Here is a 20593-nt window from a genome sequence, read left to right on the forward strand (position 1 = left end):
TCTTCTGTAATCAGGAATTGTCAGTGAATTAATTGGTGGCATTTTCTTCAAGCTGCCCGGCTGTTTCATCATCATGATTGCTGTCGCCATCATGCTGATGCTCTCCACAGCCTAATACGATCTGCAGGCTTGGCTTAAATGGTGCTGTTGGAGTGCCGCTCTTTTTTTCGCCAATCATTTTTTGAATGATCCTGTTGCGTTCGGCAGCTATATTACTGCGCATCAACAGGTCTTTTTCACTGTCAAAGTATATTATACCATCTACTATTGTTTTTTCAGCTTTCGCGTATATGCTCAAAGGGTTATCACTCCACAATACTACATCAGCATCCTTGCCCGCTTTAATGCTGCCGGTTTTATCATTAATATGCAGTGCTTTAGCCGGGTTGATCGTAACCATTTTCAGCGCATCTTCTTCACTTATACCGCCATACTTAACTGTTTTTGCAGCCTCCTGGTTCAGCCTGCGTGCCATTTCCGCGTCGTCTGAATTGATGCAGACATTCAATCCCATTTTCTGCATAATAGCGGCATTGTAGGCAATGGCATCAGCCACTTCCGTTTTATATGCCCACCAGTCAGAAAAAGTAGATACATTGGAGCCGTGGGCTTTCAGCTTATCCGCCACTTTATATCCTTCAAGAATGTGTGTGAAGGTATTAACGCGAAATCCGAATTTTTCCGCTACACGCATGGTATAGGTTATTTCTGTTTGCACATAAGAATGGCAGGTAATAAATCTTTTTTTATTCATTATCTCTACCAGCGCATCAAGCTCAAGGTCGCGCCTTACCGTATTCCACGGGCTTACAGATGCAGCGCCTTTCTTTCCCGGGCTTTTTACAGCGGAAGCTTTTGCAATAGCGTTCTCATAATCCTTTGCTCTTTGAAAAGCATCCGTCAATACCTGCTCAACACCCATCCTGGTATCCGGAAAACGATTGTTGGCTGCTGAAGTCGTTCGCTTCACATTTTCGCCTAAGGCAAATTTGATGAAAGGATCGGCGCCCTTAAATTTCAAGCCCTCATCATCTGCGCCCCAGCGAAGTTTTATTAGCTGCGTTTGCCCGCCAATGGTATTGGCAGAACCATGCAATATGTGCGAAGTAGTAACGCCTCCGCTCAACTGGCGATAGATATTAATATCATCAGGATTTATATTATCACCTATTCTTACCTCAGATGTTACAGACTGTGCACCTTCATTTATGGAAGCGGTGGCAATGTGTGAATGTTCATCAATGATGCCTGCGGTAAGGTGCTTACCTGTACCATCAATAATTATGGCAGATGCGTCAGAAAGATTTTTACCCACCTGTGCGATCTTGCCGTCTTTAAGTAACACATCCGTATTGTCTAATTTCCCTGCATCGTCTGAAGTCCATACGGTAGCATTTTTGATGAGGATATGATGTGCTGATGGTAAACCATCCCAACCATAGCTGCCAAACGGATAGGTGATTTTTGCAAGAAGACTGGTTGTATTCTTCTTTGCTGTATCAGGTTTTGATTCAGCAGCTTTAACAAATGTGGCATTCCAAAGCAAAGGCATCCCGTTAGCATTTGTGCCATTGCCCATCCACGTATTGCCGCTAACGGTACCGGTCAGCTGAATGGTTGATTTTGATTTCTTTTCAGGAGGAAAGCTGATGTTTACCATCTTTCCGTTAAAACTGAATTTTGTGGCAAGTGTGTCTCTGTCGATTACAGCGGCTGATTTACTGTTTTTTACAGCGAGTGTAAATGTTTTTATCGTATTATCCTGGGATTGTACGGCCAAACTATAAACAGCATTAATATCATTCCAGTTTTCATTATTTACATCATATCTTTCTCCCTGCACCCAGTTTTGATATATGGTGGTTTTCTCATCAAACACAGGGCCGGAAGCAATTAAAAAACTGGCAATCTTACCTGTCTCAATGCTGCCTACTTTATCATAAATACCTAATAAGGTTGCGGGTGTTTTAGTGAGTGCTTCCAAAGCTTTTGTTTCGCTGAGCCCGGCTTCTATCGCTTTCCTTACATTAGTAAGGAACGATTTGGTATCTTTTAAATCAGCAGGGGTTAAACAAAAACTGATGCCGGCTCTTTCGAAAGCTGCCGGATTGGTTACCGCGAGCTCCCAATGTTTTAGATCATTCAGCGAAATTCTTTTGGCATCATCAGGGTCTTCTATATCCATCGCTTCGGGATAGTTGACCGGGAGTATATAAACTGCTTTTGTTTTTGCAATCTCCTGTATGCGCTGGTATTCATTTCCACCGCCTTTGATAATATATTGTATACCAAATTCATCGCCAATCCGGTCTGCGCGTATATCCTGCCACTTGTCATTGGCTTCAAATATCTGCGGCAGGCTTTGAAGATCATTCCATGCTTTCAAACTGAGGTTTACACCTTCACTTGCAGGGTTGCTTTTGTACCATTGCGCGTCTAAATAAGTTTGCCGCAATAAAGCGATAGCGCCCATTAAACTGCCGGGGTAGCTTTGGGTAGATGTGCCTTTGTTGAAAGAATAATGCGCGGAGGCTTTTTCTTTAATGATGGTAAGGTTCTCTTTTATATCTGCCAGTGATACAACAGCGCCGGTGCCTCTTGCTATTCCATCTTTTTGATGCGTAAGTACAGTACCGAAACCAATATCACGCAGAGACTTCGCCTTTATAGCATCTGCCGCAAAAACCGCCGCGCCATTTACATCAGCTTTTATTGCCTGGTTCCAGCCATAAGCGCCTTTGGTATTTGAGGTTAATTGTGCAGGCGCACTGTAATTAAAGGGCGCAGCGGAGCGTTGAGGCGCGGGTATGCCATAATCACTGTATATATCAATAAAGGAAGGAACAATATATCTGCCTTTGCAATCAATAACCACGGCATCTTCAGGCACAGCTATATTTGTTCCTGCAGCAATTATTTTTCCCTTTTTAATAATAACTACAGCCTGCTGTAATGTGGTTTGCGCATCTTTTACAACGGTAGCATTGGTAAAAGCGTAATAGCCACTACGTTCATCGGCAACGCCATTTACCGGGAACGTTTGCTGTGCGCAAATTTGATCGTGCAGCATAAATAAAATAGCGAGGAAAGCAAGTATCCTTTTCATCAGCAGATTGTTTAAACGTGAGAAGAAAATTGAAAGTTAATGCAAAATCTCTTTTAAAATGCTCATTTACTTCTACGTTTTGAGTATTAAGCGACATTCATTGTCTCTCATAGCTGTTTATTCTTATACCCGGTTCTTGCATGTGAATGGACATAGACCATTTCGTATTTTATAAAAAAAATTAAATGAGAAGAGCATCACTATATGCTGTTGGCTGTTTATTGATATTAACGGTGTGTTTATGCCGGTATACTGCAGCCCAATCCGTTCATATTGACAAACCCTTTACACAGGATTACAGTATTAAGTATTTTTCTGAGAACCCGGATATTGTTCTCTATAAAGCATATGAAGATCGTAATGGCTTTATTAAACTGCTCACTTCAAAAGGGCTTATGCGTTTGCGCGGAGGAGAGTTTTTATACCCTGGAACTATTGTGGCAGACAGCAGCTATCGTTCTCTCAATAAAAGAAATATTGCCTCCCTGGCGCTTTATCATAACCAATTCATATTTGGCGATGATAAAGCCGTTTTCAGTAATGCATGGGCCGGCGAATTGTTTTTGAAACACACGCTTGGTACTGTAAATGTTTTTAGCGGAGGAAAAGACTTTTCTTTTCTTATATCAGACGGAAAAAAGCTGCAGTATCTGAAAAACAATTCGGTATTGTGGGATGGAAGCGCGGATGCACCTGTGCTGGATATTGTTTACGATAACAGCTCAGACAGGTTTTATATTCTTACTTCAAACAAGATCAGTGTATGGTCACCCGCGGATAAATTGTTATCAACTGTTTTTGCGTCAGATAGTCTTACAGCGTTCACCCTGTACAAAAATGCAAAACAAATTGTTGCAGGCACAAATAATGGATATATAACTATAGATATTGCTGCAAAAAAGCAAATTGGTGATGTTAAAAGAAAACTCCCCTGCACAGAGATTACAGCAGTAACCGCTATAGGAGATAAACTCTGGTTTGGCTCAAAACGCGGAGCCTTTATGCTGAAGGATGATGGCAGGTATAATTATTACGCATCAAAAAGATGGTTGCCTTCTGATGAAGTTACACAAATAGCTGCCGGCGCCGATGGCAGTGTGCTTGTGCTTACCAAAGCAGGGCTGGGAAAAATATCCTTCAAACAAATGACCCTTGCGGAAAAAGCCGCTTTTTATGATAAACAGGTAAGGCTAAGGCATATCCGTAACGGATTTAATGCAACTGTTGAGGGAATGAAAGACGGCGATCTTTCAACAGGCTTTATGGAAGACTCAGATAATGATGGCTTGTGGACTTCCATGTATCTTGGTGCTGAGGCTTTTCGCTATGCAGTAACAAAATCCCCGGAGGCTTTGCAGAACTGCCGTGAATCGCTTGATGCAATGGAAAGGCTGTATTCAATAAATCCAATCAAAGGGTTTCCTGCAAGATCTTTTGAAAGACGCGGCTATGCGCTGCACGACAGAAAAGCATGGCGCCCTGCTGATGACCCGGAATGGGAATGGAAGTCTACCACGAGTAGCGATGAAGCGATAGGGCATATTTTTGTTTTTGGTGTAATAGCTGAGCTGGTGGATGATGCCGTTGTAAAAAAACAGGCAATACGGTTAATAGACTCCCTGATGCAGCATGTTATTGATAATGATATGTACCTGATAGATTGGGATGGTAAGCCTACCCTTTGGGGCAAATGGCACCCTGACTATGTAAACAGCCATCCTGAATCTGTCGGGGATAGAAAAATCAATTCATCCAATATTGTAGGGATGCTCCAGACAGCTTATCATTTTACTAAAAAAGAAGTGTATAAGCAAAAGGCGTTTGAGTTGATGAATAAATACGGTTACCTGAAAAACCTGATGCAGCCAATGAAAAATATTGGCCGTGCAGATGACAATGCAAGCGATTGGAGCAAAATGCTCTCTGAAGGCTGGAATCACTCAGACGATGAAATGTATTTTCTGGGTTACTGGGGGCTTTACCGTTATGCCTTTAATGATACGCTTAAAGCGAAATTCAAAGCGTCTATCATTGACCATTGGGAAGCAGAACGCCCTGAAAAGGATGGCGCCTGGAATATTTTTACCGCGCTTACAGGGGTAAAAAACTTCGACCTTAAAGAAGCGATATGGTACCTGCAGGAATATCCTTTGGACATGGTAGGCTGGACGGTTCGCAATAGCGACCGCAAGGATATTGAGCTTATAGCGCCTAATTTCAGAAATCAAACCACTAAAGAAGTGCTGCCCCCGGATGAGTTAAGAATAAGCCGCCATAACGCCAACCGGTTTGGATTGGATGGCGGAAGCAATGGCCGTGATGAACACAGCGCCGGCGACATATGGCTGCTGCCTTACTGGATGGGGCGATACCTCGGCGTTATTAAATAACGGTTACCCGTAAACGTTTTAATAAATTATTATGAATTAAAATATACCACTGGCATTATTTTCGCGTTTTAGTCACTCCTTTTTTGTTTATCAGCAGCTAGTTTAATACAACTAAAACGCATCTAAAACCAGTATGACTATCCGGTGTCTGCATACATGCATTGCCTTTTTACCGGGGGTACTGTGCTTGCTTTTTAGTTTAAATCTTAATGCCCAGGATACCTCTTCAGGACTGATACGTTTCTTTAAAATTGAAAAAGCAACCAACAAAAATGCGATTCATCTCAACTGGGCTATTGCGGCAAAAAACAACGATAGCGTTCATGTAGTCATTGAGCGTTCTGTTGACGGGCGTAAGTTCCAGTTATTAGAAATGATGCCTCCTTATTTTGCCGGCATGGATTCCAACTACAATTATACCGATAACCTGCCACTGTCTGACAGCAGCTTTTACCGGATCAGTTGCACCACCAATGGTCTGTCATCAAGCTATGCGGTACAGAAGGCAAATTTCTTTTCCCGCCCCAAAATTGAAATAAGCGTAATGCCTAACCCGGTATTTAATAATGCTTCTATTATTATACAAACCGAGGAAACAGGCGATATAAACTGTATGCTGTATGATCTTAGCGGCAAAACCATCCGCACTTACCAGTTTAAGAAAACAGCATATTATGCCCAGCATATATTAGATATGTATAATGTTCCCAAAGGAGAATATATTTTAAATATAAGAGGAACGGTCATTAACGAGTCAAAGCGGATACTGAAACAGTAGAAGCCCTATCTTTGCGCCGTTATGATGAGCAAGAAGTCGTTCCTGGCAATTTTAGTGGCACTTTTTCTTCCTTTAACCTGTTATTTTTTGCTGAAACATTTCAGCGCAGAAGCAGTTATAATGCCTAAACGGTACTTTTATGACAGTGTACGTACTGTTACCGAATATGGCAAAACCACAGAAGATACAGTGTGGCACAAAGTAAGAAACTTTACCCTCACTAACCAGCTTGGCAAACAGGTTTCGTTAAATGACCTGAAAGATAAAATCATCATTGCCGATTTCTTTTTCACTTCCTGCCCCAGCATTTGCCCTTCGCTTACGCGTAATATGAAGCGGCTGCAGGATGCTTTCAACAAAACCGATACTGTTGTAAGATTTATTTCCTTCAGCGTTGACCCGGTAAGGGATACACCTGAAAAGCTAAAAAAATATTCTGATAAATATGGTATTAATCCTGATACGTGGTGGTTGCTTACAGGCGACAAGGATGAGATTTACGGTATAGCCAAAAATGAATTCAAAGCCAATATTGCAGATACCAATGTGGATACGAATTTTATTCATACCGAACATTTTTTTATGCTGGATAAAGAACGTGTGGTAAGAGGCTGGTATAAAGGATTGGATAGTATTCACCTGAATAAACTGGCAGATGATGTGGTATTGCTGATGCTGGAAAAGGATAAAAAGAAAAAAAGGAAATTGTTCGGGGATTAGTATTACAATTATAAAATAACTATATGCTGCAGGCTCAGATCAAAAAGAATGATAAATCGGCTACATTGTTCATATGGGTTGTTTCCTTTGTGGTTTTTGCAGCAGTTGTAGTGCTCAGCAGGGTTAAGGTTAATGCTGACCTCGGTTTTGATGTGCACAATTTTGCTTTATTCAATGCTGTTGTTAATTCTATAGTATCTGTTTTGTTGGTAGCAGGTTTAATAGCGGCCAGGCAAAAAAAATATGTGCTTCACCGCAACATAATGGTTGCCGCGCTGGTTTGTTCCGCGCTTTTCCTGCTGTCATATATATGCCATCATCTTTTTGCCGGCGAAACAAGGTTTGGAGATACCAACCACGACGGAATAGTGAGTGATGAAGAAAAATCGGCTGCAGGGGGATTAAGAACAGTTTATTATATCATTCTCGGCACACATATTCCATTAGCAGGTATTATTTTACCATTCATATTATTTACTGCATACCGCGGATTAACCGCTGAATTTCCCCGCCATAAAAAAATCGCTAGAATTACATGGCCTATCTGGTTCTATGTATCTGTAACCGGTGTATTGGTATACCTGATGATCAGCCCGTATTATTAATAGGTATATAGGCAGGCAATAGTGTATACTTAAAAAGAAGGCTGAATTTTTAACAAATCGCTATAATTCAGCCGATTTCTTTAACATTCTTCATTAAAATTACCAGATTACAACCTTTTTCCTAAGCCATTTCGGCGTATATTTGTGTTCTTAAAAATTCAGCCCCGTTTAACTGGTGTAATGCATGATTAAAGCAGCTCAAAAGTGTAAATATTGGGTAGCAGGACTGTTACTTTTAAGCTTCCTTAATGTCCTGACTTTTTTACCAGGCAGCAGCTTTGATATTAATGAGACCATTTTCCCGCGGTATTCTGCTATTAATACTGTTGAGGATGCAGAAAACCGCTCAACTGTTCTTGAGCTCGTGCTTGAAAATATTGCAGGGCTTGAGGACTGCCTGCCGGATTCAGAGAAACCTGATTTCAGCTATACGCTCTTCAGCATTAAGTTCCGTGAAATAAGCTGGTTTTTATCAAATTTTTGCTTGCCACCCGTAGTTACGGCAATAAAGCAATATACCGCATCAAAAGAGTTTTTTGGTATAGACCGTCCCCTGCAATTGCCATTACTTCAGCATCATCATTTCATTTTCAGGTTAACTCCTTTCTGATTTTTTTCATTCTTTTTTGTATTTGCCCCTATTGAACAGGATAGTAACCCTATCAAAATAATTATGGATTGCTTGCGGTGCTTTTCTCGAAAAGTCATCATGGCATTATCATTTATTTTTTATTTAAAACAAATTAGTAATGAAAAATTATTTGTACATACTGGTTATTGCATTTGCTGCAGGATGTGCTGCCAAGGAAAATAAAGAAGAAGAAAATACATTACCCAAATTACCGGTATTGCAGGTAAATACTATAGATACAGTACTGAAGCATGATTATGTGACAAGCATTCAGGCGGTAAAAAATGTGGAGATACGCGCAAGAGTACAGGGCTTTTTGAGCAAAATATTTGTGGATGAAGGACAGGAAGTAAAAAAAGGAGCGCCCCTGTTTCAGTTAGACCAGCACGAATTTTTAAATGAAGTTGCAAAGGCAAAGGCCGGAGTAAGCAATGCGCAGGCTGAAGCTAAAACCGCGGAAGTGGAATTAAAGCGGGTAAAAGTGCTCTTGTCAAAATCAATAGTTTCGCCTACAGAGCTTGAAATGGCGGAGGCAAGACTAAAAGCTGCTAATGCTAAAATAGAAGAAGCTATATCAGCCCAAAGAAATGCCGAAACAAAATTGTCTTACACATATATTCTTTCGCCCTTTGATGGAGTTATTGACCGCATACCTTTAAAAGCAGGAAGTTTGATTGATGCCGGAGCATTACTCACAACTATTTCAGATAATCATGCGGTATATGCCTATTTCAATATCTCTGAAAACGAGTATTTAAACTACCGGAGAGGAAATGGCAACCAGAGAGATAATGCTGTACAGCTTATACTTGCCGATGGTTCAGTATATAATCAGAAGGGACAGATTGAAACCGTTGACGGGGAATTTGATGAAAAGACTGGTTCAATCGCCTTCAGGGCAAGGTTTGATAATCCTTCAAAATTACTGAGGCATGGCGCTACCGGGAAAGTGAGAATCACTTCTTATGCTAAAGACGCGCTGATCATTCCCCAGAAATCTGTATTTGAAATACAGGATAAGAACTATGTTTTTGTTGTAGGCGCAGACAGTGTTGTTACAATGAAAACAGTAATTCCGGAAACCCGCCTTTCAAAATATTATATTATAAAAGACGGACTAAACAGCGGCGACCGGATATTATACGAAGGCATACAAAGCATTAAAGAAGGTATGCGCATAGAGCCGCTGAACGTAAGCAGGCAAATGTGATGCATAAAGTCAATCAATAAAAAATTTATTGCGCAGGTAAATATTAAACCAGGTTTTATTCCGGTTGTTTGCCTGCATCTGAAAAATATTATTTACATATTTTATGGTAGAAACTTTTATCAGGAGACCAATATTATCTCTTGTAATATCTCTTATAATTACACTGCTGGGTGTGCTGGCATTGTTTACATTACCCATTACGCAGTTCCCCGATATTGTACCTCCTTCTGTAACCGTTACCGCACGTTATACCGGCGCCAATGCGCAGGTATGTACAGACGCGGTGGCCACGCCTTTGGAAAGGGCGATCAACGGCGTGCCGGGCATGACATATATGAACACGGTAACAAGTAACAATGGTGTTACACTTATCTCCATTGCATTTAAGGTTGGTATAGATCCGGACCAGGCAGCGGTTAACGTGCAGAACAGGGTAACAACTGTACTGGATGAATTACCCGAAGAAGTAATTAAAGCAGGGGTGGTAACGGAAAAAGAAGTGAACAGCATGTTGCTTTACCTGAATATTGTGAGTGAAGACAGCACAATGGATGAAGGCTTCATCTTCAACTTTACCGATATTAATGTATTAAAAGAACTAAAACGTATTGATGGTGTTGGGTTCGCGGAAATAATGGGCGCAAAGGATTACGCTATGCGTGTTTGGCTTAAGCCCGACAGAATGCTGGCGTATAATGTATCTGCCGACGAAGTGATCGCTGCTTTACGCAATCAAAACGTGGAAGCAGCTCCGGGCAAAACCGGCGAAAGCTCAGGTAAAGAACATAATACACTGGAATATGTGCTGCGGTATACCGGTAAGTTTTCTGAACCTCTGGAATATAAAAATATTGTGCTCCGGGCTGCTTCTGATGGTTCTATTCTCAGGCTTAAAGATATAGCGGATGTTGAGTTTGGCGCATTGAGCTACAGTATGGAATCTAAAACAGATGGCAAGCCTTCCGCTTCTATTATGATCAAACAACGCCCGGGTTCAAACGCGAGAGAGGTGATCAGCAATATTAAAAAGCGTATGGCCGAAATTAAAGAAGATTCTTTTGTGCCCGGTATGGATTACAACTTTGCTTATGATGTATCCCGGTTTTTAGACGCTTCAATAAAGGAGGTACTGAGAACACTGGTGGAAGCATTCATTCTTGTGTTCATTGTGGTGTTTCTGTTCCTGCAGGATTTCAGGTCAACCCTTATTCCTGCGCTGGCAGTGCCTGTTGCGCTTATCGGTACATTGGCGTTTATGCTGATGCTGGGCTTTTCTATTAACCTGCTTACGCTTTTTGCCCTGGTGCTCGCCATTGGCATTGTGGTTGACAATGCGATAGTAGTTGTAGAAGCGGTACACGTAAAAATGACGGAAGATCATATGGGTCCAATGGATGCTACAATTGCGGCAATGAAGGAGATCAGCAGCGCTATCATGGCCATCACGCTGGTTATGTCGGCGGTATTTATTCCGGTGGCATTTTTGTCCGGGCCTGTTGGTGTATTCTATCGCCAGTTTTCGCTTACGCTTGCTATATCCATTGTTATATCGGGTATAAACGCCTTAACGCTCACCCCGGCATTGTGCGCATTAATGTTAAAGCACCAGGAGCCTGGAAAGCGAAAAGGATTGCTGCAACGTTTCTTCGGAGGTTTCAACAGGGTATACGATAAAACGCAAAACAGGTATAAAGGATTGGTGGGCGCTATTGCGGGCAGAAAGATTGTTACGATGTCTCTGCTTATCATTTTCTTTTTGGCTACATGGGGCATTAGCGCGGTATTACCATCTGGCTTCATACCCACCGAAGACCAGGGTGTTATTTATGTGAATGTTACCACGCCGGCAGGATCAACAGTGGAACGTACCGGCGAAGTGCTTGATGAAGTTGAGCGGGTAGCGGCAAAGTTTGACGCGATAGAAAATATCTCAACGCTTGCCGGCTATAGTCTTGTAACAGAAGTATCCGGCGCATCTTATGGTATGGGAATGATCAATATGAAACCCTGGGATAAACGAAAGGAATCTGTAGAAGACCTGATCAGTCAGCTAAAAGAAAAAACAAAACATATAACAGATGCCAGCATAGAATTTCTTCCACCGCCTACTGTGCCTGGTTTCGGTAATTCCAGCGGATTTGAGTTCAGGTTGCTTGATAAAACAGGCAGCGGTGATCTGCAACAAACACAGGATGTGGCTAACAGGGTAATTGAAGGTGTAATGAAAACAGGCGTTGTTAATAATGCGTTTACGGGCTTTAATCCCAATTTTCCCCAGTATATGATTCATGTTGACCAGGAGATAGCAGCTAAAAAAGGCATTACCATTGATAATGCCATGAACACGCTGCAAACCTTGCTGGGCAGTTATTACGCTACCAACTTTATACGATTCGGGCAAATGTATAAAGTAATGGTGCAGGCTTATCCCCAATACCGCAAAAGTCCTGAGGATATATTGAACCTGTACCTCAAAAACGCTTCGGGTGAGATGGTGGCTTTTTCCACTTTTATCAAAATGGAAAGAGTATATGGCCCGGAGCAACTGACCAGGTATAATATGTATACATCCGCATTGATCAACGGAGATGCCGCGCCGGGCAGAAGTAGTGGTGAAGCTATAGCCGCTGTGGAGAAAGTAGCCAGGGAGGTATTACCGAGAGGATATGGCTACGAATGGTCGGGCATGACGCGGGAGCAGATATTATCAGGCAACCAGGCTGTATATATTTTTATTCTTTGCCTCGTATTTGTATACCTCATATTATGTGCACAATACGAAAGCTTTTTTCTTCCGCTTGCGGTAATACTTTCATTACCGGCAGGTATATTCGGTTCGTTTGCGGCTTTAAAACTGGCAGGTCTCGAAAACAATATTTATGCGCAGGTTGCGCTCGTCATGCTGATCGGCTTGCTGGGCAAAAATGCCATCCTGATCGTTGAGTTTGCTATACAGAGAAAAAAACTTGGCGTTTCTGCATTGAATGCAGCCATTGAGGGAGCCGCCTCCAGGTTGCGTCCTATTCTTATGACATCATTCGCATTCATAGCAGGCCTTATACCGCTATGTATCGCCTCTGGTGCAGGTGCATTAGGCAATCGTTCAATCGGCACAGCGGCGGCGGGCGGCATGCTTATAGGAACGATCTTCGGCGTAATTGTTATCCCGGGCTTATATGTACTATTTGCTGCACTGGAAGAAAAATTAGCAGGCAAAAAGAAAATGAAAATTAAAGTAAAGAATATGAAGATGAAGGTAGCATCGGAGGAATCGTGAGCGGCAAGGTTTAAGGTATAGGTTGCGGACCTTTTGCAACAAATCATATGCCTCATTCGCCTTTCTCTTTAAAAAAATGATATGGCAAATAAGGTGATCATTGTGGGAAAGGCCGTATACTTTCTATCCTTCACCTTCTGCATTAAAAATTATTATTGACAACAACAGATAAAAAACAATGAAGATTGTAAAATTGAGTATATATGGTTTTTTAATGAGCGGACTGCTGGCAGGCTTCAGCTCATGTGTAGTTCAAAAACAGCAGTCTGAACAGAAGATGCTGGCGATCCCGCAAAAATACCCGGGCATTGCTGATACAACCGCTATCGGTAAAATTTCATTCAGGTCTTTTTTTAAAGATACTATGCTGATGAAGCTTATTGATACCGCTATTGTTAATAATCTTGATCTGAAAAACGCTATGCAGCGTATCATGATTGCCAGGGCTAACCTGCTTTTTCAAAAGGGTTTGAGATTGCCGTCGCTTGATGGTTTTGTATCCGCATCGGTTGATAAATATGGTAAGTATACCATGACAGGTGTTGGAAATTTTGATACAAATCTTTCCCAGAATATTGATAAGGACCAGAAGGTAACCAACCCTGTGCAGGATTATTATTTTGGTTTAAAAAGCTCATGGGAAATTGATCTTTGGGGTAAATTAAAGGCACGCAAGACATCTGCCCAGGCGCAGTTGCTTGCAACAGAGAAAGGGCGGCAGTGGGTAATTACACAACTGGTGGCGCAGGTAGCATCGTATTATTATGAATTGCTTGCCTTAGATAACCGGCTTGAAATACTTAACCGCAATGTTAATCTACAGGAAAAAGCAGTAGAGATTGTGCAGGCGCAGATGGAAGGTGGGCGTGCCAATGCGCTGGCGGTACAGCAGTTTACCGCCCAGTTGCTGCATACACGCAGTCTGCAGTATGAAACGCTGGTAGAGGTTACCCGGCTGGAAAACGAAATGAATCTTTTAATGGGCAGATTAGCGGAAACACCTATACCCCGCGGATGGAGCATTCTTGAGCAACCCGTTTCAGGACAAATTACAGAAGGCATTCCTGCCGACCTGCTGATCAATCGCCCGGATATACAACAGGCTGAATGGCAACTGGCTGCTACCAAAGCAGACGTGGAAGTAGCAAGAAAATCGTTCTATCCTTCACTTGTGCTAACACCTTATTTTGCTTTTAATGCGTTTAAGTTCCCTTTGCTTTTTAATGGAAGTTCTATTGCATATGGCTTGCTTGGCGGATTAACACAGCCTATTTTTAACCGCTACCAGTTGAAGACTGATTTTGCTGTTGCCAATGCACAACAGGAAATAGCCTATAACGAATACAAGCTTTCTTTCTTAAGTGCATATAAAGAAGTATCAACCAATTTAAGAAACATTGAGTACTATAAAAAAATACTGGAGCTTAACAATGAGGAAGTTGAAACACTCACCAGCGCCGTAAGCATATCCAACGATTTATATTTGAGCGCTTATGCCAGCTACCTGGAAGTGATCACCGCGCAAAAAGGCGTGCTTGAGGCTGAACTGCAGCGAACAGAAGCCAGGAAAGCGCTGCTGCTTTCTTTTCTTGACCTGTACCGTTCTTTAGGCGGCGGATGGGAATAACACGGATAAAATGGGCAGTAAAAAGTGAAAGGTGAAAAATCTTTCACTTTTTTTATCTTTGCTGCTATAACAAAACTATATGAATAGAAAGAATTGTCTTCCTCCTCCTGCACTTTAGTATTTTTTAATAGCCAAGAAGTATAGTGCTATACTTTCTCTTCCAGTTTAAATATCAATATTAAAGATTTTGCCTTCTGCAGACATTCAGATAATTCTTTTATGAAAAAAACATATTTGTTCTTACATATTGCTGTAATCCTTGCAGGATTTACAGGCGTTTTTGGAAAACTTATTACGCTTAATGAAGGGTTGCTGGTTTGGTACAGGGTATTGTTTTCTACTGTTATGCTGTTTTTTGTTTTAAAGATATTCCGCGTCAACAGCAATATTACTTTTCAAGAAAAGCTTGGTATAGGAAAAGCAGGAATGTTCATTACCATACACTGGATATTTTTTTATGCAAGCATTAAATATTCCAATATTTCTATCGGCGTTGTTTGTTATTGCTTAACCAGCTTTTTTACCGCGGTATTCAAACCGATGATCGATAAAGCCCGGTTTAAAATATCAGAGTTGTTGCTGAGTGCCTTAACCGTGCTCGGCATAAGCCTTATCTTTCATTTTGACGCATCTTACCAGTTAGGTATTGGTTTAGGGGTTATCTCCTCAGCCTTTGCCGCATTGTACACTATTTACAATGAGCGCCTGGTGCAGCGGTACGACAGCAAAGTCATCAACTTTTACCAAATGCTTAGCGGTACTATCGGGCTGGGCATTTTGCTTCCGGTATATCTTTATTTTTTCCCGGTTAAGACATTTTTCCCTGGCGCCAGGGATATATTTTACCTGTTGTTGCTTTCACTTTTCTGCACGGTAGGGTTATATATATTATTTGCGGAAGTACTAAAAAAAATACCTGCGTTCACAGTTAATTTAACCTTCAATCTTGAACCTATTTACGCTATTGTACTGGCGTTCCTGTTTTTTAATGAGAGTAAAGAAGTGAATTTTTCTTTTTACCTGGGGTTGTTTTTTGTGATGGCATCGGTTGCATTGCAAACAGTTATTTCCGTAAGGAAGAGCAGGTAGAGAAGAAACTCTGCTGCCGTAATTCTTATCCCACGGATCATTCTTCTGCTGGCGGTTACATTTGCCGCAATTGCGTTTAAATCATGCAATCGGAGGGCTGGATCGAAAAGAAGGACGGGAGTGCTTTTATTTTGTAACCGGCATTTTCTGCATGGGGATATATAATTTTCGTATGTAGGTACTACTGCACAAGATTGCCATATACAGGAAGATTTGGAATGCAACGATATCAGGCATTCAATTCTTTCATCATTTTAATATATTTACAATAAACCATCAATATGACATACTTAAAGGCAACCCTGTTTACAGCTTTGATACTCGCTGTTGTTTTTACCACTCCTGCTTTTACGCAAACAAAATCCCTTACTGTTTCACCGCTGCTTGCAGAAGCTGCACCTGCAACAGCAGGCATGTCTGCAGAACGCATAGCAAAGATTGACGCTATGCTGAAAGGCGCTGTTGATCAAAAAGACCTTCCCGGTATTGTTGCGCTTATTGCAAGGAAAGGAAAGATCGTATTTTACAAAGCTTATGGCATGGCTGATAACAACTCGAAGAGAGTAATGAAAAGGGATGACATTTTCAGGATCGCTTCTCAAACAAAAGCCATTACATCAACCGCTGTAATGATGTTGTGGGAAGAAGGTAAGTTTAAGCTGGATGATCCTATCTCAAAATATATTCCTGAATTTGGGGAAGCACAGATACTGGATACGTTTAACGACAAAGATTCAAGCTATACAACAAAGCCTGCAAAAAAGCAGGTTACTATCCGCCACCTGCTTACACACACATCCGGAATTGGTTATGGATTGATTGATGGAGATGATAGGTTTAAAAAGATATTTCAAAAAGCCGGCATTACAGATGCATTTACTACAGCACCGGTTACTATTGCTGAAAATATCAAAAAGCTCGCAAAGTTACCATTGCATCATGAGCCCGGAGAGAAATGGACATATAGTGAAGGATTGGATGTACTGGGATATTTTATAGAAGTGATTTCCGGAATGCCTTTTGATCAATTCCTTCGTACAAGGTTATTTGATCCGCTCGGCATGAATGATACCCGGTTCTATCTCCCTGATAATAAAAAAAGCAGACTTGTAAGCGTAGAGGAAAAAGTGGATGGAGAATGGAGGAAATATGCCGGTAGTTTTTATGATGCGGATTACCCCATTAAAGGCGCAAAAACATTTTTTTCCGGTGGCGGCGGGCTTTCAAGCACGGCTAAAGATTATGCTACATTTTTGCAGATGTATATTAACAATGGGGAATTAAATGGCGTGAGGATTTTAAGCCGTAAAACCATAGAAGTTATTATGGCCAATCAAATCGGAGATATAATGAATGGCAACTCAACTTATGGTCTGGCATTTGGCCTTGTTACCCAGAAAGGGCAGGATGCAGGTGGCTCAGGCAGCATTGGCACCTTTGATTGGGGCGGTTATTTCAACACACAATATTTTGCCGACCCCAAAGAAAAGCTCATTGGCATTATAATGAAGCAAACCCAGGGCAGTGTAAAAGACGAAACTAGCTGGAAGCTTAGGTTGATGGCAGAGACTGCGATTGATGATTAAGCGTTTAAGTCATTTACCACACAAACGTTCCAATGGCGCCTTTATCCAGCGAAGCAACTACCCATTTGCCATTGTATTTAATATTAAATACAATGGCATTCGCTCCATCATTTTGGACAATTAATACTTTCTTTCCACCGGGTGTTTTAAAAGCAACATTATTTAGTCCGCCGGGTATTGTACTCTCTATTCTTGTTGAATTAGCAGGCACAAATTTTGAAGCATGTGCGATAATATAGAAAGCAACATTTTTAGTATACGTGCTGCCTGTTTCTATTGTAATTGCTCCTTTGCAAGTTGTACATCCGCCATCAGTATGCGGACCGAAGCTGGCATCATTGGCAAGATTCCATTCAAGCGCATTACGGCTCCAGTTACGCATTGAACCTATTATTACATTTTTTACATGCCAGTTCAAATCACCGCCAAATCCACCTGCGGAAGCAGTATACTGTTCTGTGAAATAAAGGGCTTTATCAGGATGCGCGTTTCTTACAGTGGACAAAGCACTGATATCACCGGCATATAAATGAAATGCAGAACCGTTGATATATTGTTTTGTAGCGGCATCATTTAAAATAGAGATCGGGTAATCAGGTTTGTCGCAATTATGATCGTAGATAACAATTTTTGTATTGATGCCGGCTTTTTGAAATGTAGGGCCTAGGTGATTTTTTATAAAATCAGCCTGCTGATCCGCCGTCATTAACAAGCTTGGATTATTACCCGGATGCAAAGGCTCGTTTTGTGGTGTGATAGCATCTATCGTAATGCCCTCAGCCTTCATAGCTTGTATATACTTAACAAAATACAGTGCATATACTGCATAATATTGGGGCTGTAAACTTCCGCCAACAAAGCTATTATTATCCTTCATCCATACCGGCGGCGACCAGGGGGTTGCAATAATTTTAATAGCAGGATTAATGGCGAGTATTTCTTTAAGCAAAGGAAGAAGGTTAACCGTATCTTTTGCAAGGGTGAAATGTTCAAGATTGATATCTGTTTGTCCTTCTGCAATATCATTGTACGTGAAAGGGACAGCATTTAAATCTGAAGCGCCTATACTTAGCCGTAAGTAGCTTACAGCAATGGCGTTTTCTCCTGATCCAAATAATTCCTGTAGCAGCTCCTGCTTCTTTGCTGTATTTAATGAGTTGATTACATCGGCGCTTCCACCGGTAAGGGTGTACCCAAAACCATCAATGGTTTGATATGTTGTGCCTTCATTTACCTCTATTACCGGGTATTGGTTTACAGGAGTGCCAAAAGCAAGAATGCCTGTTTGTTTTTGCAGCTTCACTGTTTCATCTGATTTGGTAAGCCAGAAATCCACTTCATTTACTGCGGGAGGGTTTACAACCGGGGGTGTATGCTCAGTTTCCTTTTGCTTACAACTCAATAATATTATCACGATTACCGTCATCAACAGCAATGCATATCGTGTAATACGTTTTTTTATACTCGTCATAATAATGTGTAATAAAATTAAAATATTTAAATTTTTTCCGGGGTATATACGCGTACATAATCTACTTCCATTACCGCGGGAAAAACGGTTTCATCAAGCCCGTATTTACCACCAAGGTTACCACCAACTGCTATATTAAGAATAATATAAAATGGCAGGTCAAAAGGCCATTCTGCAACGGTTTTGTGTTCGTTTACTACATGATTAAACAAAATACCGTCAACATAAAAATCCATTTGCTCTGGTGTCCAGTCCACTGAATAAACATGATACGTATTATAAGGATCTGCAACAAACGCCTTGCGTGTTTTTTGCGTGTTGATAATATGGTTGTAAGACTTTGAGTGAATTGTGCCGAATACAGAATCTTTTTCAAAACCAACATGTTCCATAATATCAATCTCTCCGCATTCCGGCCAGTCTACTTTATTAATATTTGTACCAAGCATCCAGAAGGCAGGCCACAAGCCACGCCCGGCGGGTAGCTTGGCACGCATTTCAATTTTGCCGTAAGTAAAATGCGCTTTGTCTTTTGTAACCAGCCGTGCGGAAGTATATTTATTACTGCCTGTTTTTTTAGAGACCGCTTTAAGCTTTAATGTGCCATTACTTACTTCAACATTTTCGGAAGATGCTTTTGTATAATACTGCAATTCATTATTTCCCCAACCATGTCCGCCAACATCATAACCCCATTTCGTGCTGTCAGGCAAACCATTATAATCAAACTCATCACTCCAGGATAGCTTCCATTTTGTTTCTGGAATGCGCTGTTGCTTTTGCGTATGCGAAAACGATCCGATGCAAAGGCTTATGAAGAGTATATAAATGAAGTGCATAGTAGTTAATTATTTTGTAGTGTTACATAATAGATATGCTGAAGTACTACTGGAAAACACGAACATAATCTACAAACATGCGTTGTGGAAATTGTGTTGTTCCATCGGGAGCACCTGGCCAATCACCGCCTACAGCCACATTGAAAATAAAAAATTGTGGTTTATTAAACGGGTACACGGCATCGCCAACCTCTGCTTTTGTTGTGGTTAAAAACAGATTATCATCTACATACCACTGCATACTGTTTCCCGTCCATACAAGAGAAAAAACATGAAACTGCTGTGAAAAATTTCCTGATGTTAAATTATAACCGGCATTTTTAGAGTTGTGAGCTGCCAAAGCATTTTGCCAGTGGGCCGTTCCGTATGTGGTAGACGGATTCTGCCCTACCAGTTCCATGATATCTATTTCACCACATGCCGGCCATCCGACGGTGGAAATATTATCTCCCAGCATCCACAAGGCAGGCCATATGCCTTTAGCTACAGGCAGTTTAGCTCTTATGTCTATCCTTCCATGTGTAAAAGTCTTTTTATTTTGTGTTGTAATTCTTGCTGAAGAATAATTAAAGCCGGTGACGCTTTCTTTTCTTGCTTCAATAATCAGGTTGCCATTAGATAGAAAAACATTTTTGTTGCTATTGGTATAATATTCGAGTTCATTATTACCCCACCCACCTGAGCCGTTACCCACCTCATAATTCCATGCTGCTGCATCAAGCATTTCGCCGGAAAATTCATCGCTCCAGGCGAGTGTATAACCAGCGTAAGTTAATGGAGTAGTATACCCTGTATTATCTGTTGTGAGATTTTTTCCATTTTCTGTTATAATAGTCCCCATTGCAGAGGTAACACCCAGTGTACAATTTTCAGGATTACTTAATTGAAGTGTGAAGTCAAGATTATTTTCCCTGTTATCTTCGGGGTCGCCTTTTATTGCAACATCCAATTGCACCTGGGCATTATTAGCCGGTATGGTTATCGTGCCTGATTTTTTTATATAGTCTCCGGGAGCAGATGCAGAACCATCAACAAGTGTATAATCTACAGATACAGGAACTGTTGTTGTTTTATTAAGCGTAATAACAAAATATAGCACCGCATCTGAAGTTGTTCTTAACTGTAAAGCATCTTCAACCTTAACAACAGGAACTACCGGGGGCGGTTCATTGCCACCTTTTTTGCACGAAATATTCATAGCAAAACAAACCACCAATAAAAAGCTGAAGCATTCTTTTTTCAACATGCGGATATAGTTATCAAA

General features: G+C 41.1%; 14 protein-coding genes. 10 read left to right on the forward strand and 4 right to left on the reverse strand.

Going from position 1 to position 20593, the window contains the following annotated elements; translation table 11 throughout:
- Window positions 1–28: 28 nt before the first annotated feature.
- On the reverse strand, window positions 29–3106 hold the full coding sequence (locus tag DC498_RS21615) for an amidohydrolase family protein (protein ID WP_116876241.1): 3078 nt from the start codon (window positions 3104–3106) through the stop codon (window positions 29–31).
- A gap of 185 nt (window positions 3107–3291) precedes the next feature.
- Here DC498_RS21615 and DC498_RS21620 point away from each other — a divergent pair, with 185 nt between their 5' ends.
- The 10 genes from DC498_RS21620 (at window position 3292) to DC498_RS21665 (ending at window position 17019) form a co-directional block, all read left to right on the forward strand.
- Window positions 3292–5496 carry a hypothetical protein gene (locus DC498_RS21620; RefSeq protein WP_116876242.1) on the forward strand — a complete coding sequence of 735 codons (2205 nt, stop codon included), beginning with the start codon at window positions 3292–3294 and terminating at the stop codon, window positions 5494–5496.
- Window positions 5497–5683: 187 nt separating this feature from the next.
- On the forward strand, window positions 5684–6274 hold the full coding sequence (locus DC498_RS21625) for a T9SS type A sorting domain-containing protein (RefSeq protein WP_165813923.1): 591 nt from the start codon (window positions 5684–5686) through the stop codon (window positions 6272–6274).
- Window positions 6275–6295: 21 nt separating this feature from the next.
- The gene (locus DC498_RS21630) at window positions 6296–6994 is read left to right on the forward strand and encodes an SCO family protein (protein ID WP_240628072.1); all 699 of its coding nucleotides are present in this window, start codon (window positions 6296–6298) and stop codon (window positions 6992–6994) included.
- A 23-nt stretch (window positions 6995–7017) separates the two neighbouring features.
- On the forward strand, window positions 7018–7599 hold the full coding sequence (locus DC498_RS21635; protein ID WP_116876245.1) for a DUF420 domain-containing protein: 582 nt from the start codon (window positions 7018–7020) through the stop codon (window positions 7597–7599).
- Between the two features lie 184 nt (window positions 7600–7783).
- Window positions 7784–8209, forward strand: a complete 426-nt coding sequence (locus tag DC498_RS21640) for a hypothetical protein (protein WP_116876246.1) — start codon at window positions 7784–7786, stop codon at window positions 8207–8209.
- A gap of 139 nt (window positions 8210–8348) precedes the next feature.
- On the forward strand, window positions 8349–9440 hold the full coding sequence (locus DC498_RS21645) for an efflux RND transporter periplasmic adaptor subunit (RefSeq protein WP_116876247.1): 1092 nt from the start codon (window positions 8349–8351) through the stop codon (window positions 9438–9440).
- A 103-nt stretch (window positions 9441–9543) separates the two neighbouring features.
- Window positions 9544–12717: an efflux RND transporter permease subunit gene (locus DC498_RS21650; RefSeq protein ID WP_116876248.1), complete on the forward strand. Its 3174-nt coding sequence runs from the start codon at window positions 9544–9546 to the stop codon at window positions 12715–12717.
- A gap of 178 nt (window positions 12718–12895) precedes the next feature.
- Window positions 12896–14344, forward strand: a complete 1449-nt coding sequence (locus tag DC498_RS21655) for a TolC family protein (RefSeq protein WP_206197723.1) — start codon at window positions 12896–12898, stop codon at window positions 14342–14344.
- A 219-nt stretch (window positions 14345–14563) separates the two neighbouring features.
- Window positions 14564–15433, forward strand: coding sequence for a DMT family transporter (locus tag DC498_RS21660; RefSeq protein ID WP_116876249.1), 870 nt, complete (start codon window positions 14564–14566; stop codon window positions 15431–15433).
- Between the two features lie 281 nt (window positions 15434–15714).
- The gene (locus DC498_RS21665) at window positions 15715–17019 is read left to right on the forward strand and encodes a serine hydrolase domain-containing protein (RefSeq protein WP_116876250.1); all 1305 of its coding nucleotides are present in this window, start codon (window positions 15715–15717) and stop codon (window positions 17017–17019) included.
- Between the two features lie 13 nt (window positions 17020–17032).
- Here the strand turns inward: DC498_RS21665 and DC498_RS21670 are convergent, their stop codons facing one another.
- From DC498_RS21670 to DC498_RS21680, 3 genes are read right to left on the reverse strand one after another with little or no spacing between them, the layout of a single operon-like run.
- Window positions 17033–18490, reverse strand: coding sequence for a glycoside hydrolase family 30 protein (locus DC498_RS21670; RefSeq protein WP_116876251.1), 1458 nt, complete (start codon window positions 18488–18490; stop codon window positions 17033–17035).
- Between the two features lie 26 nt (window positions 18491–18516).
- Window positions 18517–19329 carry a glycoside hydrolase family 16 protein gene (locus tag DC498_RS21675; RefSeq protein WP_116876252.1) on the reverse strand — a complete coding sequence of 271 codons (813 nt, stop codon included), beginning with the start codon at window positions 19327–19329 and terminating at the stop codon, window positions 18517–18519.
- Window positions 19330–19375: 46 nt separating this feature from the next.
- Entirely contained in the window at window positions 19376–20575 is a 1200-nt protein-coding gene (locus DC498_RS21680) for a family 16 glycosylhydrolase (protein ID WP_116876253.1), read from the reverse strand.
- Window positions 20576–20593: the final 18 nt, after the last annotated feature.

This window comes from Terrimonas sp. (genome assembly GCF_003075435.1).
Taxonomy (GTDB): Bacteria; Bacteroidota; Bacteroidia; order Chitinophagales; family Chitinophagaceae; genus Agriterribacter.

Excerpts from the sequence above, each read along its gene's own strand:
- DC498_RS21615 (WP_116876241.1), bottom strand. The coding sequence starts at position 3,106 with ATGAAAAGGATACTTGCTTTCCTCGCTATTTTATTTATGCTGCACGAT.
- DC498_RS21680 (WP_116876253.1), bottom strand. The coding sequence starts at position 20,575 with ATGTTGAAAAAAGAATGCTTCAGCTTTTTATTGGTGGTTTGTTTTGCT.
- DC498_RS21675 (WP_116876252.1), bottom strand. The coding sequence starts at position 19,329 with ATGCACTTCATTTATATACTCTTCATAAGCCTTTGCATCGGATCGTTT.
- DC498_RS21650 (WP_116876248.1), top strand. The coding sequence starts at position 9,544 with ATGGTAGAAACTTTTATCAGGAGACCAATATTATCTCTTGTAATATCT.
- DC498_RS21665 (WP_116876250.1), top strand. The coding sequence starts at position 15,715 with ATGACATACTTAAAGGCAACCCTGTTTACAGCTTTGATACTCGCTGTT.
- DC498_RS21645 (WP_116876247.1), top strand. The coding sequence starts at position 8,349 with ATGAAAAATTATTTGTACATACTGGTTATTGCATTTGCTGCAGGATGT.
- DC498_RS21660 (WP_116876249.1), top strand. The coding sequence starts at position 14,564 with ATGAAAAAAACATATTTGTTCTTACATATTGCTGTAATCCTTGCAGGA.
- DC498_RS21640 (WP_116876246.1), top strand. The coding sequence starts at position 7,784 with ATGATTAAAGCAGCTCAAAAGTGTAAATATTGGGTAGCAGGACTGTTA.
- DC498_RS21620 (WP_116876242.1), top strand. The coding sequence starts at position 3,292 with ATGAGAAGAGCATCACTATATGCTGTTGGCTGTTTATTGATATTAACG.
- DC498_RS21635 (WP_116876245.1), top strand. The coding sequence starts at position 7,018 with ATGCTGCAGGCTCAGATCAAAAAGAATGATAAATCGGCTACATTGTTC.
- DC498_RS21630 (WP_240628072.1), top strand. The coding sequence starts at position 6,296 with ATGATGAGCAAGAAGTCGTTCCTGGCAATTTTAGTGGCACTTTTTCTT.
- DC498_RS21670 (WP_116876251.1), bottom strand. The coding sequence starts at position 18,490 with ATGACGAGTATAAAAAAACGTATTACACGATATGCATTGCTGTTGATG.
- DC498_RS21655 (WP_206197723.1), top strand. The coding sequence starts at position 12,896 with ATGAAGATTGTAAAATTGAGTATATATGGTTTTTTAATGAGCGGACTG.